General features: G+C 70.0%; 11 protein-coding genes. All 11 read right to left on the bottom strand.

Annotated features, from left to right (window positions below):
- Nucleotide 1: 1 nt before the first annotated feature.
- The 11 genes from MQH31_RS10950 to MQH31_RS10900 all read right to left on the bottom strand — a co-directional run bounded on the left by MQH31_RS10950 (nucleotide 2) and on the right by MQH31_RS10900 (nucleotide 13,934).
- The gene (locus MQH31_RS10950) at nucleotides 2-1,477 is read right to left on the bottom strand and encodes an NAD-dependent succinate-semialdehyde dehydrogenase (protein ID WP_243012068.1); all 1,476 of its coding nucleotides are present in this window, start codon (nucleotides 1,475-1,477) and stop codon (nucleotides 2-4) included.
- Nucleotides 1,478-1,541: 64 nt separating this feature from the next.
- Complete coding sequence (locus tag MQH31_RS10945) at nucleotides 1,542-2,498, bottom strand: anti-sigma factor (RefSeq protein WP_243012067.1); 957 nt, start codon at nucleotides 2,496-2,498, stop codon at nucleotides 1,542-1,544.
- Nucleotides 2,485-3,093 carry an RNA polymerase sigma factor gene (locus MQH31_RS10940; RefSeq protein WP_243012066.1) on the bottom strand — a complete coding sequence of 203 codons (609 nt, stop codon included), beginning with the start codon at nucleotides 3,091-3,093 and terminating at the stop codon, nucleotides 2,485-2,487. Before MQH31_RS10940 ends, MQH31_RS10945 begins: the two co-directional genes overlap by 14 nt.
- Nucleotides 3,094-3,157: 64 nt before the next feature.
- Nucleotides 3,158-3,898, bottom strand: coding sequence for a class F sortase (locus tag MQH31_RS10935; RefSeq protein ID WP_243012065.1), 741 nt, complete (start codon nucleotides 3,896-3,898; stop codon nucleotides 3,158-3,160).
- Nucleotides 3,899-3,926: 28 nt separating this feature from the next.
- Nucleotides 3,927-4,784: a DUF4397 domain-containing protein gene (locus tag MQH31_RS10930; RefSeq protein WP_243012064.1), complete on the bottom strand. Its 858-nt coding sequence runs from the start codon at nucleotides 4,782-4,784 to the stop codon at nucleotides 3,927-3,929.
- Nucleotides 4,785-5,019: 235 nt separating this feature from the next.
- Nucleotides 5,020-5,742, bottom strand: coding sequence for a DUF4397 domain-containing protein (locus tag MQH31_RS10925; protein ID WP_243012063.1), 723 nt, complete (start codon nucleotides 5,740-5,742; stop codon nucleotides 5,020-5,022).
- 312 nt (nucleotides 5,743-6,054) lie between these two features.
- A complete protein-coding gene (locus MQH31_RS10920; RefSeq protein ID WP_243012062.1) occupies nucleotides 6,055-6,654 on the bottom strand; it encodes an isochorismatase family protein in 600 nt (199 codons plus the stop codon).
- A 36-nt stretch (nucleotides 6,655-6,690) separates the two neighbouring features.
- A complete protein-coding gene (gene dacB / locus MQH31_RS10915) occupies nucleotides 6,691-8,220 on the bottom strand; it encodes a D-alanyl-D-alanine carboxypeptidase/D-alanyl-D-alanine endopeptidase (protein WP_243012061.1) in 1,530 nt (509 codons plus the stop codon).
- Nucleotides 8,217-10,523, bottom strand: coding sequence for a putative bifunctional diguanylate cyclase/phosphodiesterase (locus MQH31_RS10910; RefSeq protein ID WP_243012060.1), 2,307 nt, complete (start codon nucleotides 10,521-10,523; stop codon nucleotides 8,217-8,219). Before MQH31_RS10910 ends, dacB begins: the two co-directional genes overlap by 4 nt.
- A gap of 8 nt (nucleotides 10,524-10,531) precedes the next feature.
- Nucleotides 10,532-12,838 carry a putative bifunctional diguanylate cyclase/phosphodiesterase gene (locus tag MQH31_RS10905; RefSeq protein ID WP_243012059.1) on the bottom strand — a complete coding sequence of 769 codons (2,307 nt, stop codon included), beginning with the start codon at nucleotides 12,836-12,838 and terminating at the stop codon, nucleotides 10,532-10,534.
- 112 nt (nucleotides 12,839-12,950) lie between these two features.
- Complete coding sequence (locus MQH31_RS10900; RefSeq protein ID WP_134535248.1) at nucleotides 12,951-13,934, bottom strand: Gfo/Idh/MocA family protein; 984 nt, start codon at nucleotides 13,932-13,934, stop codon at nucleotides 12,951-12,953.
- Nucleotides 13,935-13,946: the final 12 nt, after the last annotated feature.

Below are 13,946 nucleotides of genomic sequence, written 5' to 3'. Positions count from 1 at the left end.
GCTAGTCGGCGAAGGGGTCCGGGGTCATCGTGTACTTGGTGGTGAGGTACTCCTGGATGCCCTCGGGCCCGCCCTCGCGGCCGAGGCCGGACTGCTTGACCCCGCCGAACGGCGCGGCCGCGTTCGAGATCACGCCGATGTTGAGCCCCATCATGCCGGTCTGCAGGCGTTCGACCATCCGCTGCCCGCGGGCGAGGTCCCGGGTGAAGACGTAGCTGACCAGCCCGAACTCGGTGTCGTTGGCGAGGCGCACGGCGTCCTCCTCCTCGTCGAAGGTCGCGATCGCGAGCACCGGCCCGAAGATCTCTTCGCGCAGGATGTCGCTCCCCGCCGCGACCCCGGCGAGCACGGTCGGCTCGAAGAAGGTGCCGGCGCCCTCGATCGAGTCGCCGCCGGTGAGGAGCGTCGCGCCGCGTTCGAGGGCGTCCTGCACGAGGGCGGATGCTTTCTCCACGGCCCCGGCGTTGATCAGCGGTCCGATGTTCACATTCTCGGCGGTGCCGCGACCCACGACGAAGTCCTGCACCCGCGCGGTGACCCGGCGGGCGAACTCCTCCGCGACGGATGCCTGCACGATGAACCGGTTGGCGGCCGTGCAGGCCTGCCCGACGTTGCGGAACTTCGCCGCGATGGCGCCGTCGACGGCCTTGTCGAGGTCGGCGTCGGCGAAGACGATGAACGGCGCATTCCCGCCGAGCTCCATCGAGGTGCGCAACACGCCCTGGCCGGCCTGGCCGATCATGCGGCGCCCCACGGCGGTTGAGCCGGTGAAGCTGAGCTTGCGCAGCCGCGGGTCGGCGATGATCGGGTCGGACACCGCGCCGGAGCGCGAGGTCGTGATGACGTTGAGCACGCCGGCGGGGAGCCCCACCTCGGCGAGGAGCTTGGCGAAGTACAGGGTCGTGAGCGGGGTCAGCGACGCCGGCTTCACGACGACGGTGCAGCCCGCAGCGAGCGCCGGCGCGATCTTGCGGGTGGCCATGGCGAGCGGGAAGTTCCAGGGCGTGATCAGGAAGCAGGGGCCGACCGGGTGCTGGGACACCAGCATCCGCCCGGTGCCCTCGGGGTTGCTGCCGTACCGGCCACTGATGCGCACGGCCTCCTCGCTGAACCAGCGCAGGAATTCACCGCCGTACGCGACCTCGCCGTACGCCTCGGCGAGCGGCTTGCCCATCTCGATCGTCATCAGCAGCGCGAACTCCTGCTTGCGCTCCTGCATCAGGTCAAAGGCCCGGCGCAGGATCTCGCCGCGGACCCGGGGCGGGGTCGCCGCCCAGCTGTCCTGGGCGTCGACGGCCGCGTCGAGGGCCGCGGCACCGTCGGCGACCCCGGCGTCGGCGATCGAGGCGATGACGAGACCGGTGGCCGGGTCGACGACGTCGAGGGTCGCCCCGTCAGCCGCGGGCACCCACTCCCCGTTGACGAAGAGTTCCTTCGGAACCATCCGGAGAAGTTCCGCTTCGGTGACGTTTGTCATGGTGTCTCCCTGTCGCGTGCGTCTGATGCCTGCCTCGAACCAGCCTATCCGCGGGCGGTCGCGCTCACGTGGCGTGCAGTTCGCCGCGCACGATCGAATTTCCCGAGTGGGCCGGGTTTCCGTTGTCGGGCTCCGCCGAGACGTCGACGAGCGGGTACTGGCTGAGGTCGACGTCGTCGGGGATGTCGAAGTGGCCGGTGTTGCCGTCGAGGAGGCCGATGCTGATCAGGCCGGAGGCATCCGCCTTGATCAGCCAGACCTCGCGGAGGGGAGCCGCCGCTGTGGCGTCGGCAAGCCCCGTGAGGTCGACGACGACCTCGCGGTGTCCCCCGGGCATGGCCTCGACCTCGGCGCTGCCGCTCGCCTGCCAGCCGGGGAACGGCGTGAGCCGGGCCTCGAAGGTGACGGGCGCGGTCGCGGGCTGCTGCATCGTGTCGATCCAGCGCGCCGCGACGAAGCCGCCGAGGACCAGCACCACGGCCGCGGCCCCGGTGAGGAGGAGACGCGTCGCGGTGCGGCTCCGGGCCGCCCTCCGTCGGCGCGGACGCAGTGCGGCGGGCGAGTCGGACGTCGGCGGTCGCGCGGACGGCGGGTCCGCGACGGCGGGGCCTGCGGCGGACGCGACAGCGGGAGCGGGTACGGCAGTGGGAGACGGCACGACGGGCGGATGCGCGGCGAATGCCTCCCGTTCGCCCTCGAGAAGCTCGGCCACGTCATCAGCGGTATCGGCAGCATCCGCGGCACCCGCAGCATCCTCCGGACGCACGAAGTCGCGGAGTCGCGGCGGCGCACCGACGGCGGCGCTGAGGCCGAGGGTCGCGTGGATGCCCGCCCACACGGTGGCGGAGGGTTCGGTGAGGCTGACGTGACGGGCGGCCCGGCCGACCGCTGCGATGTGCTGCAGCGAAATGAGTTCGAGCGCGCATTGCGGGCACTCGGCGAGGTGACCGCGCTCCGCCTCGGTGAGGTCGAATTCGGCGAGGGCGATGAGTGCGAGGTCGTCGCGGTCAATATGTGTCATCGTTGGCCTCCAATCGCGCGCGCAGCCGGCCGAGACTTCGGCGGATGTGACTCTTGACGGTTCCGAGCGGCAGACCGAGCATCGCGGCGATCTGCGCGTGGGTGAGGTCAGCATAGAAGGCAAGGCGCATCACCCGCTGCGGGACAGGCTCGAGCCGCTGTAACTCCTCGGCGAACATCACCCGGTCGGCGACGTCGACCGAATCGTCGACGGGTGTCGTGCGCAATTCGCCCGCGACCGCCTGCTCGATCCGGCGGCGCCGCGAGCGCGCCTCGTGCGTGTCCGCGACGGTGTGCCGGGTGATCCCCACGATCCAGGCGGGGAGCCTCGCCCGCTCGGGATTGTAGGTGTCCCGCCCGCGCCAGGCCGCGATGAAGACCGTCTGCGTCACGTCCTCGGCTTCGCCGGGATCTCCGAGCGACCGCACCGCGATCGTGTACACGAGCGACGACCAGCGCGCATAGGCCTCGGCGAGGGCGCGCTCATCCCCCGCGCGGAACGCGGCGACGAGGCGCAGGTGGTCGACGTCATCGATGGGTACGGTCACGGGCGTGCGTCGCCTCCCGGCTGGCAGGTTGGTGCGGTTCCCGGTCATGCGCGGCACCTCTCGGGTGCGGCAAGCCCGGCTTCATCGGCGACAGCATAGCCAGACCCGCTCATCAGGGAACCGGCATCGCGGAAACGATCACGTTCGAGAGGTACCGCCTCGCGGTGTAGTCGAATTCACCGCCGCACGTGACGAGCGTGAGGCGGGCGGGCCCGGTGCGGTCGAAAATTGCCGGCCAGGGCACGTCGGGCTTGAGCACGAGCTCGACGGATGCGACCCGGTAGCGCCGCTCGCCGCCGTCGGCGAGCGAGAGCACGATTTCCGTGCCCGCTGGCGCGGTGGCGAGCCGGGAGAACGGGCCCACGTCGTACTCGAGCGAGTCGACATGCGCCGCGATCACGGTCGCGCCCACCACACTCGCCGGGGACGGCCCGAACTTGTACCACGCCGCAATCGCCGGGTTCTTCGGCAGCCCCATGCCGCCGCTGTCGCCGAGTCCGACGGCTTCGATGCCCATGTCGATCCCGAGCGCCTCGACCCTGATCCGCACCGGCGCGACCGGCACCTGCTCCGCGGCCTGCACCGAGCGGATGTCGGCGCTCACCCCGGTGAGAAGCGGCACGGCCGGCGTCGTCGCGGTCGGAGAAGGCAGTGTCGCGGTCGGCGCTGGCGCCGGCGTGGCAGCCGGCGTGGACGGTGACGTCGCGGGGAGGTGCGTCGGCGCGGCGGCGAGGGTCCGCGCGCCGGGCACGCTTCCGCATCCGCTCAGCATCAGCATCAGACCAAGGGCGAGAGCGGAAAGCAGGACAAGGGCCACGGCGAGCATCCCGATCTTGCCCGCCGTGGCCCTCATCGTTCTTCCTCCGTCCTGGCTCGCACGCTCAGCGGCGCGCTCGGCGGAGTCCGAGGAACGTAGCCGACCCGAGGCCGAACAGCACGAGCACGGCGATGCCGCCGAGCCAGAGCGGGGTCTGGTCCGCCGGTCGGTTGGTCGCGACGAGTCCGGCCTCACCGGCGGGGATGCCGTTGGGGTCGGAGTTCATGCCCGAGACGGTCTGCACGGCGACGGCGAGGTTCTTGTCCGCGAGGCTGCCCCAGGCGTAGACGATCGTGTCGACTCCCTCGGCCACCTTCACATCGGCCGGGCCGATCACGGGTGCCGTGGTGCCGGTGGCCGCAACGACGGCCGAGATCGTTCCCGCGGGAATCACGAGAACCGATTCCTTCGGGTTGGACAGGTTCGAGATGGCGACCGCGCCGTTCGCCAGGACGTCGACGGCGGGCGCTGCGGCCACGTGACGGACGACGAGGCGGCCGGACCCTGCCGCGATCGTGGACGTGTCGTTCGTGAACAGGGTGGCCGTGGGTTTCGCGTCCGCCCCGAGGTGCGCGACGGCGGTGTAGTTCATGCCCGCCTCGAGCTTCAGGTCGACCGGGCCGATCGCGGGTTTGCTCGCGTCAGCGGCATCGGAGGCCGTGATCGCGACGGTGTACGTGCCTGCGGCGAGGGCGAGGGGACCGGCCATGTCGCCCGGCTTGAAGTTGTCGATCGTGAGCTTGTTGTTGACGTAGACGTCGACGGTGAGGCCGGGGACGCCGTGGAACACGGACAGTTGCGCGTCGTCCGTGGCGGCACTGGCGGGGGCGAGCCCACCGAACAATACGAGCGCTCCGATCGAAGCGGCCGTGAGTGAGGCGGTGAGTGAAGCTTTGAATCCTGGGCTGTGTGTCGTGTGCATCGTTTCCTCCTGCATTGGGGGTGAGCTGCTTCTTACCCCTACTTCCTGTTCAGGTGCCATTTCGGATGCAGCGGCAGGAAAGAGATCCTCACGGAGAATGAGTGCCAGGCTTCGACGGACGAAGACCGGCCCGCGCAGTGGGTGTCTGCGCAGGCCGGTCCGCTGGGGCCGGCAGCTGACGTGTCGGTGTCGACTATCAACGTCGACTATCAGTGCCGGCGGTCAGTGCCGACTATCAGTGCCGGTGGCTCTTCTTGTCGAGCTTGACCGTCTGCACGGCAAGCGCGAGGGTGCCGTCGGCGAGGCTGCCGTAGGCATACACAATCGTGTTCGTGCGCTTCGCGATCGAGACATCGGCCGGCCCGAGCAGCGGGTCGGTGGTGCCCGTCGCCGCGACGGCCGCGGAGATCGTGCCGGTCGGGAGGGTGAGTTCGACCTCGTCGGGGTTGGTGAGGTCGGTGATGGCCGCGGCACCGTTCGCGAGCACGTCGACGGACGGCGCAGCGGCAACGTGACGCACCGTGAGCCGGCCATTGCCCTTGCCGACCGAGTCGGGGTTGTTGGTGAACAGGGTTGCCGTCGGCATCCCTGACTCGGTGAGGTGGGCGACGGCGGTGTAGTTGTCGCCGCTCTCGAGGGCGAGGTCGACCGGGCCGATCACGGGGTTGCTCGCGTCCGCGGCGTCGGCGGCCGTGATCGCGACCGAGTAGGTGCCCGGGTCGAGGGACAGCGTGTCCGAGAAGGAGCCCGGCGTGAAATCGTCGAGCGTGAGGGCTCCGTCGACATACACGTCGACGGTGACCCCGGGGATGCCGTGGAACACGGTCAGTTCGGCGGGCCCGTTGTCCCCGGAACCGTGGCCGTGGCCGTGGCCCCCGTCTCCGGCGTATGCCGGCCCGAATCCTGCGAGAGCGACGAGTACACCGGCTGCGGCGCCTACGGCGAGAATCTTGCGCATGGTTACCTCCTGCTTATCGTGGTGGCGGGAGGCAGCATTACCTCCCATCCCCACTTCGGGTCGTATCCCCGTTTTGGATGCACACCCCGGCAACTCCGCCGGCTCTCACTCTCGCGGGTACTGTTCCGAATTCAGGACTTGAGGCTGAATTCACGACCCAGGAGCGGATGCGCGGCACTGATCCGCAGGCCGGTCGCCGCCCGCGGAGCTCAACTCCTGAATTCGGAACAGAACGACCGCGACAGGAGCGTGCGGACGGGGTGCGTGCGGACGGGGTGCGTGCGGACGCGGCGATTGAGGGGACCGGGTACGTCAGGCGGCGGCGAGGTCCCGGGACGTGGCGAGGGTGGCACCGGCGTAGGCGAGGGCGGCGAGGGCCTCGGCACTCGCGTCCGGGTTGACGCCGACCACGAGGTCCGTGAGCACACGCACCCGCTGGCCGTGCTCGAGCGCGTCGAGACCCGAGGCCCGCACACAGTGATCGGTCGCGATGCCGACGATGTCGACATCCGTCACCGCGTGCTCGATCAGCAGCTCGCCGGTGCGCGCGCCGGAATCGTCGACGCCGGCGAAGATCGAGTACCCCGGTTCCCCCTGTCCCTTGCGGATGTGCACGGTCCCGGCCGGCAGCGCGAGGTCCGGGTGGTAGTCGGCGCCTGCGGTATCCGCGACGCAGTGCACCGGCCAGGTGCCGGTGTAGTCGGGCTCGGCGCCCGCCGCCGCGAAGTGGCCGCCGTTGTCGCCCGTCGCGTTGTGCCAGTCGCGCGAAGCGAAGACGAAATCGTAGTGCAGCGGATGCTCCGCCAGCAGCCTGCTGATGCCTGCGGCCACGGCCGCCCCGCCATCGACCCCCAGGGCGCCGCCCTCCGTGAAGTCGTTCTGCACGTCGATGATGAACAAGGCCCTGGTCACGGTGCTCCGTTCTGTGTCCTGCGCCTGCGCGAGGCGCTACGTATTGGAGAGGTTGTTTCCGCAGCGATAGAACGCCGCCGTGATGGTGTCGATCGCCTGCTTCGCATTATCGCCCACATCGCCCAGGGCGTAAACGGCGAAGGTGAGCGGGGTTCCGTCCGCGGCGTGGATGATGCCGGCGAGGGTGTACCCGGTGTCGATCCAGCCGGTCTTTGCGAAAACGGAACCGTCGGCATCCGCGTTCTTGCCCGTGAACCGATCGCTGTACGAGAGGGACCCGGTCTTGCCACCGGCGACGGGGAGCCCGTCGAAGATGACCCCGAGGTTGCCCTGGCGGGCGTTGATCTTGATGAAGAGCTGGGTGAGGTACGACGGCGGAACGGCGTTGTTGTCGCTCAGGCCGGAGCCGTCCGCGATCAGGATGCCCGTGGTGTCGATACCGTATGTCTGCAGGCCCGCGACCGTCGACTTCTGCAGCGCCGAGAAGGTGTTGCCCGAGCCGGACTTGATGGCGACGAGCCGGGCGAGCATCTCGGCGATCGTGTTGTCCGAGACGATGAGGGCCTGCTTGATCAGGGTCGACACCGGCTGCGACTGCACGGATGCGAGCTGGGCCGCCCCGGACGGCGCCGTGCCGCGGGTCACTGTGACGCTCCCGCCGAGGAGGTCGGCGAAGGCCTGCCCCGCGCGCCCGATCGGGTCGCTGCTGCGCGGTGAGGTGCTCTGCTTCGGGTTGTCCCTGTCTCCATCGACCTGCAGGGCGGTGATCTCGGGCATGTACCCGTCCGTGAGCTCTTTGCGGTTCCAGCTCGGGTCCCAGGCCGGATCGCCGAACCGGGAGGAGTCGAGCACGAGCGAGGTGATCGGCGTGTTCGCGGTCGCGGGGTCGGCCTGCCACGCCGCGACGGCCTGCGCGGCGAGGGTGTCGAGGTGGGCGGCACCGGTATAGGTGGACTCCGTGCCGCTCGGCAGCCGGGAGAGGGTCAGGTCGCCGCCGCCGACGAGCACGATCGACCCGGGTTCCGAACCCTTCACGACGAGCGTCGTCGCCTGGAAGTCGGAACCGAGCACGCTCAGGGCTGCGGCGGAGGTGAGCACCTTGAGCACACTCGCGGTGCGCGAGGGCGTTCCCCCGCCCCGGTCGAAAAGCACTTCGCCCGTCGTCGCGTTCACGACCTGGGACTGGAAACCGCCCAGGCGGGAGTCGGTCGAGAGTGCCGCGACGGAGCACGTGCGCAGGTGGCTCGCGGGAACGACCGTTCCGGGAACCGGGCGGACCGGCGTCGGTGTGGGAGTGGGCGTGGGCGTGGGTGTCGGCGACGGGGACTCCGTGACCGGAAGAGGCGCGGGCGCGGAGGCGGAGCTGCGCGTGGACGCGCCGGCGACGACGGCGCCACTGCCGAGCAGGGCGAAGGCGACGGCCGCCGCGGTGATCCAGGCTGCGGTGCGGTGCCGGGCGAGGAACCGGGCGATCCCGGCTGCCCCTGGGCCACGCGCCCCGGGGAGGTGCGGGGCGGCCCCCGGGGCGATGGGGCCCTGCGGTGCGGTGCTGTCCTGATCGTTCACGCCTGTACTGTACCTGCGTCCGCTGTGAGGCGCGCGGCCAGCCAGTCGTCGAGAACCGCGGCGGGCACCGGTGGCGACACGTGGTAACCCTGGGCCTGGTCGCAGCCGAACCGGGCGAGCTGCGCGTATGCCTCTGCGTCCTCGACGCCCTCTGCCACCATCCGCAGGCCCAGGCTGTGGGCGAGGTGGATGCTCGACGACACCACCGCGGCGGCGCGCTTGTCGCCGTTCAGCGGGGCCACGAACGAGCGGTCGAGCTTGAGTTCATCGATCGGGAGTTCGCGGAGGTAGGCGAGCGAGCTGTACCCGACGCCGAAGTCGTCGACGGCGATGCGGATGCCGCGGGAGCGCAGCCTGCCGAGGATGTCGCTCGCGCGACCACGATCGTCGAGCAGGAACGCCTCGGTGATCTCGAACATGAGCGCCGTCGCCGGGAGGTCGCGCGCCGTGAGCATGGCGCCGACCCGCTCGGGCAGGCCGGAGTCGAGCAGCGAACTTGCCGCGAGGTTGACCGCGATCGTCAGTCTCTCGCCGCGCCGATGCCAGACGGCCGCCTGGTCGAGCGCGATTTCGAGGACCCGCACCGTCAGTGTCTGCATCAGGCCGGCATCCTCGATGAGCTCGAGGAATTCGCTCGGGTAGAGCAGGCCGCGTTTCGGGTGGTTCCACCGCACGAGGGCCTCGACACCGCGCACCTCCCCGCCGGAGAGCTCGACCTTCGGCTGGTAGTGCAGCACCAGCTGGTTCGCGGCGAGCGCCGCGCGCAGTTCTTCGAGGGTGCGCAGCCGGGTGTCGCCGTGGCTGTCGTCGACCGGTTGGTAGACGCGGTGCCCGCCGCGTCGCACCTTGGCCCGGTACATCGCCATGTCGGCCTTGCGCATCAGGACGCCCAGGCTGTGGCCGTGCTCGGGGCTCAGCGCGATCCCGATGCTCGCACTCGTCTGCAGGGAGATTCCTTCGAGGGTGTGCGGTGCCGCCAAGGCGGATTGCACCTTGATCGCGACCACTTCGGCTTCCTCCGCACCGGAGTCGCGGAGGAAGATCGCGAATTCATCGCCGCCGAGCCGCACGAGGAGGTCGTCCGCGGCAAGCTGGGCGCTGATCCGCAGGCCCACCTGCACGAGGAGCACGTCACCGACATCGTGCCCGAGACTGTCGTTGACCTCCTTGAACCGGTCCAGGTCCAGCAGGAGCAGGGCGTTGCGGCCGCCGAGGGCCAGCTGGTCGGGCACCTCGGCGTAGAGCGCGCGCCGGTTCGGAAGCCCGGTGAGATCGTCGCTGCGGGCCAGCCGCACGAGATCGCCCAGTCGACCGAGTTCCCGGAAGGCGATGACGGTGCGGGCGGATGCGACGACGAGCGTGGCCGCGGCGAGCCCCACCGTCACCTGCGACTCCCCGTGCCTGCTCGAAACCAGGAGGACGGCAAGACCGGCGAGCGTCGCGAAAACGGGGACCGCGAGTACTGCCGTTCCACTCCCCTGCGACCCCGGCCGCTCGGCTGCGCCCCTGCCGCGTTCTGCCCTGCCGTCGTCGTCCGGGGTCGGGGTCGCGGCGGTGCGCAGCCACGTCGCGACGAGCGCGAGTCCGATCGACCAGCCGGCGTCGAGCCAGTGACCGACGACGTACGTGCCGTCGAGCTTGCCCAGGGCGAAGAGGATGTCCCCCGCGGCGAACGAGAGCAGCCCGCCGACGAGCAGGATCCAGCTCTGGCCCGCCCTCAGGATCGGCGACGCCGCGATCGCGACGACCGCCGCGACGATCACCAGGTCGAGTACGGGACTCGCGATGCCCACGAAGGTGGAGATCGATGGTGGACCGTCGGAGCCGGCCGCGAGAACGGGACCGAGCACGGCGGAGACGACCGCGGCGGCACCGAGGCCGCCGACGACGCAGTCCAGGGCGATTGCGACGGAGAGGCTCCGCAACTGGTCCCGCACGAGGGTGAACAGGGCGGCGAGCATCAGCGGATAGAAGCCGAGGTAGCAGATCTGGGCGAGGTCGCCCAGCACGGGGACCCAGTCGCCGAGCGGCAGGTCGGCGGCCGCGAAGAAGCCGTTGCCGATCACGAACACGGTCACAGCCGAGGCGGCGAGCTGGGCCTGCAGCCGGTTCGACCGGGTGTGCGCGACAGCCACCCAGCAGACGACGAGGGGCGCGGCCGCTGCGAGCACCCCGAGCAGGATGAACGGAGAGGCGACGTAGTCCGTCGGCGCACGCAGCACGAGGCTAGCGACGTGTGCCGCGATGATCAGCCAGAGCGCCCAGAGCATCCACCGGTCGATGCCCTGGCGGGGCGGCGTCACAGCGGCCGTCACGGTGCGGCCGCGAGGTCGAGTCGCCGTTCGGCGAGCCAGCTGTCGAGTTCGTCTGCGGGCATCGGACGGGACATGTGGAAGCCCTGGGCCTCGTCGCAGCCGTACCGGGCCAGGCCGGCGTAGACCTCGGCGTCTTCGACGCCCTCTGCCACCATCGTGAGCCCGAGGCTGTGCGCCAGTTCGATCGTCGAGGAGACGAGGGCGGCAGCCCGGGGATCGTCCCTCATCGGCGACACGATCGACCGGTCGAGCTTGAGTTCGTCGACCGGCAGGTCGCGCAGGTAGGCAAGCGAGCTGTATCCGGTCCCGAAGTCGTCGATGGCGATGCGGATGCCTCCCGCCCGCAACCGGGTCAGGATCGCGGTGGTCCTGACCCGGTCTTCGAGCAGGAACTCCTCGGTGATTTCGAGAATGAGGGCGGATGCCGGCAGGCCGCGATCGGCAAGCATCGCCGCAATCCGCTCCGGCAGTTCAGCATCCACGAGGGCGCTCGCCGTCAGGTTGACGGCGACGGTCAGGTCGGCGCTCCTGGCATGCCAGACCTCGGCCTGGTCGAGGGCCATGTCGAGCACCTGCTGGGTCATCGCGTTCATCAGCCCGGCCTCCTCGACGATGCTCAGGAAGTCACCGGGCTGGACGAGGCCGCGCACCGGATGGTTCCAGCGCACGAGCGACTCGACCCCGCGCACCGCTCCCGTCGCGAGGTCGACCTTGGGTTGGTAGTAGACCACCAGCTGCCGCTCGTCCAGGGCAACGCGCAGTTCCTGGAGGGTGCGCAGCCGGGCGGCGCCGTGGCTGTCGACGCTCATGTCGTAGACCCGGTGACCGCTCCGGGTTTCCTTCGCCTTGTACATGGCCATGTCAGCCTTGCGGAGCAGCCCGGTCAGGTCGAGGGCCTGGCCGGGGTACAGGGCGATGCCGATGCTGACCGTGGTCTGCAGGGTGATTCCTTCGAGCAGGTACGGTCGGGCGAGGACCTCCCTGAGCGTTCCCGCAACGACCACGGCCTCCGCCTCCCCTGCGTCGGCGAGCAGGATCGCGAATTCGTCGCCGCCGAGCCGGGCGACGAGGTCGGTTCCCCGGACGTTGCTCGCGAGTCGGGTGCCGACCTGCACCAGCAGTTGGTCTCCGACGTCGTGCCCGAGGCTGTCATTGACCTCCTTGAAGCGGTCGAGGTCGAGCAGCAGCAGGGCCCTGTCGGCACCGGACGTGAGACTCAACGGCACCTCGGCGTAGAGGGCGCGCCGGTTGGGTAGCCCGGTGAGATCGTCTGTCCTGGCCTGCCTGCGCATGTCGCCCATCCGCCGCAGCTCCTGAAATGCCATCGTGGTCCGGGCGGCGGCGAGGATGACGGCGGCGGCCGCGAGGGAGATCGCGAACGGGGAGACCTCGACCTCGCTCGCGATCAGGAGGACGGCGAGCCCCGCGGTCGTCGCCAGGACAGGGAGGGAGAGCGCCCAGCGAGCCACGGCCGCGTTGCGGATTCCCGGCGCGGTGGACACGGGCCTGGCCGAGCGGTGCGCCCACAGGGCCATCAGCGCAAGGCCCGCGATCCAGCCGAGATCGAACGGCGAGGCCGTCGAGTAGCTGCCCTCGATCGTCATGCCGGTGAGTGCGAAGCCGATGTCGGCGGCGGCGAAGAGCAACAGCCCCATGGTCAGCAGGAGCCAGTTGCGTCCGGCACTGATCGACCGCGAGGCGGCGACACCGGCGAGGGCCGCGATCACGACGATGTCCAGGAGGGGATTCGCGGCGGCGACGAACGAGTCGAGCGAGAACGGCTGTGCGAATGCCCGATCGATGCTCGGGCCGAGGAGGACGACGAGGAGGGACGCCGCGCCGAGGGCGCCGACGGTGCTGTCGAGCGTCAGGCCCCAGGACAGCCTCCCCTTCTGCCGGTGGACGAGCACAGCGAGGGCGGCGACCATCAGCGGGTAGAACGAGAAGAAGAGCGCGGTTGCGACGATCGCCAGCGGGTCGGTGGCAACGCCCGCGAAGACCAGGTAGACCAGGGAGAAGAGGACGCCCGACAGCGAATAGGCGCTCACGGCCAGGGCCGTGAGGATCAGCTCCGTCCGGCGCGCCGTTGCGCGAGAGACGGACACCCAGCAGAGCACCGTGGGCGCGGCAAAGGAGAGTGCTCCCACAATGTCCCCGACCGGGGTCCGAACACCGGCGACTCCCGCAGCGAAGGTCTGGACCGCGGACGCGGCCACGAGGACGATCAACGTCCAGACCAGCCAGGCATCCGGCCGTGGCGTGGCCGCACGTCGCCTGCGGTCCTCCCCCACCAGCAATTCCATTGGATCCGAGCTCTCGAGTGCCGCACCGTCCGTCCGGGGCCATGCCCGGGTCGCTGATGTCTGTGACGAAAGGTTACCGTGCCGGACGCACTACCGTCGGCTGATCAGCGGCCTATTCGCCCGGATAGCGCAGTCCGATCCGTTCCCGGACGGTGTCGAGGGTCTCCATGATGCTCACCATCTCCGCGACCGGGAGCAGGTCGCTCTCGGTGAGGCCGGCGCGGATGACCCGTTCGGCTTCGACCGCCTGGAATTGCATCCCACGACCGGTCACGGCCGAGACGTACGATTCGAGCACCTCACCGCTGCTGTTCAGCACCCGGAAACTCGTCGGCGAGTACCAGACCGCGTCGATCTCGATCCGGCCGAGGGTGCCCAGGATCACGGCCGTGTTCGTCCCTGCCGTGTCGCTCGCGGAGAGTGTGACGGCGATCTGGCCGCCCGGGTAACGGAAGGTCGTCGCGACCTGGGCATCCGCTCCCGTCGCCTTGAAGGTCGCCGCGGCGAGGATGGTCTCCGGCGTCCCGAAGAGCTCGGAGGCGAAGGTGATCGGGTACACGCCCAGGTCGAGCAGCGCGCCGCCGCCGAGCTGCATCGAGTTGAGCCGGTGCCCCGGATCGTCGGGGAGGTCCTGGGTGTGGTCGGCGATCAGGGTGTGCACGTCGCCGAGGGTTCCCGCGGCGATGATCTCCCGGATTCGCCGCATGTGCGGCAGGAACCGGGTCCACATCGCCTCGAGCACGAACAGGCCCTTCTCGGCCGCGAGTTCGGTGATCTCCCTGGCCTCGCGCGCGTTGAGCGTGAGCGGCTTCTCGATCAGCACGTGCTTGCCGTTGTTCAGGGCGAGCGTCGCGTTGGCGGCGTGAAACGGATGCGGGGTCGACACGTAGACGATGTCGACCTCGGGGTCAGCGGCGAGGGCCTCATAGCTCCCGTGGGCGGTGGGGATCCCGAATTCCGTCGCGAAGGCATCCGCCCCGGCCTGGGACCGGGACCCGACGGCCTGGACCGTGTGCCCGTGGAGAATCAGGTCATTCGTGAACGCGTGGGCGATCCCGCCCGTTGCCAGGATTCCCCAGCGAATTGTCTCGGTCATGCTCAGAGCCTA

Source organism: Cryobacterium zhongshanensis (assembly GCF_022760445.1).
In the GTDB taxonomy this organism is placed as follows: Bacteria; Actinomycetota; Actinomycetes; order Actinomycetales; family Microbacteriaceae; genus Cryobacterium; species Cryobacterium algoricola.
The sequence above is the reverse complement of the archived record's forward strand: the minus strand, read 5'-3'. Positions and strand labels throughout refer to the sequence as shown.